General features: G+C 67.1%; 1 protein-coding gene. It reads left to right on the top strand.

What is annotated here, in order from left to right; all coding sequences use genetic code 11:
- Positions 1–571 (top strand): MltA domain-containing protein (locus O7A61_RS32345; RefSeq protein WP_337133197.1); only part of this gene is annotated, 571 nt, incomplete at both ends.

Raw genomic sequence — 571 nt, 5'->3', positions numbered from 1 at the left:
CGACCTCGTCGATGTCAACGATGCCAATCGGCCCGCCGGAATGGATCCTTATCTCGCCTTCGCCCGCCGGACCGCCGACGGGCTGGCCGAATATCCCGACCGTGGCGCGATCGAGCGCGGCGCGCTCGCCGGCCAGGGGCTGGAGATCGCCTGGCTGGCCGACAAGGTCGACGCCTTTTTCATCCATGTGCAAGGCGCGGCGCGGCTTGCCATGACCGATGGCCGGCTTTGCCGCGTCACCTACGCCGCCAAATCCGGCCAGCGTTTCACCGGGCCGGGCAAAATCCTAAGCGAGCTGGGCGAAATTCCGCTCGCCGAGGTGACGATGCAGTCGATCCGCGGCTGGTTCAAGGCGCATCCGGAGCGGGTCGACGAGATCCTGTGGCAGAACCGCTCCTATATCTTCTTTCGCGAGGCCGCGGTGGACGACGCGGCGCTGGGGCCGATCGCGGCCGCCAAAGTGCCGCTGACGCCGGGCCGATCGATGGCCGTCGACCGGCTGCTGCACACATTCGGCACGCCTTTTTACATCGACGCGCCGACGCTTGCCGCCTTCGACAAACGACCGTTC

Source organism: Mesorhizobium sp. Cs1321R2N1, assembly GCF_037179725.1.
In the GTDB taxonomy this organism is placed as follows: Bacteria; Pseudomonadota; Alphaproteobacteria; order Rhizobiales; family Rhizobiaceae; genus Mesorhizobium; species Mesorhizobium salmacidum.
The sequence above is the reverse complement of the archived record's forward strand: the minus strand, read 5'-3'. Positions and strand labels throughout refer to the sequence as shown.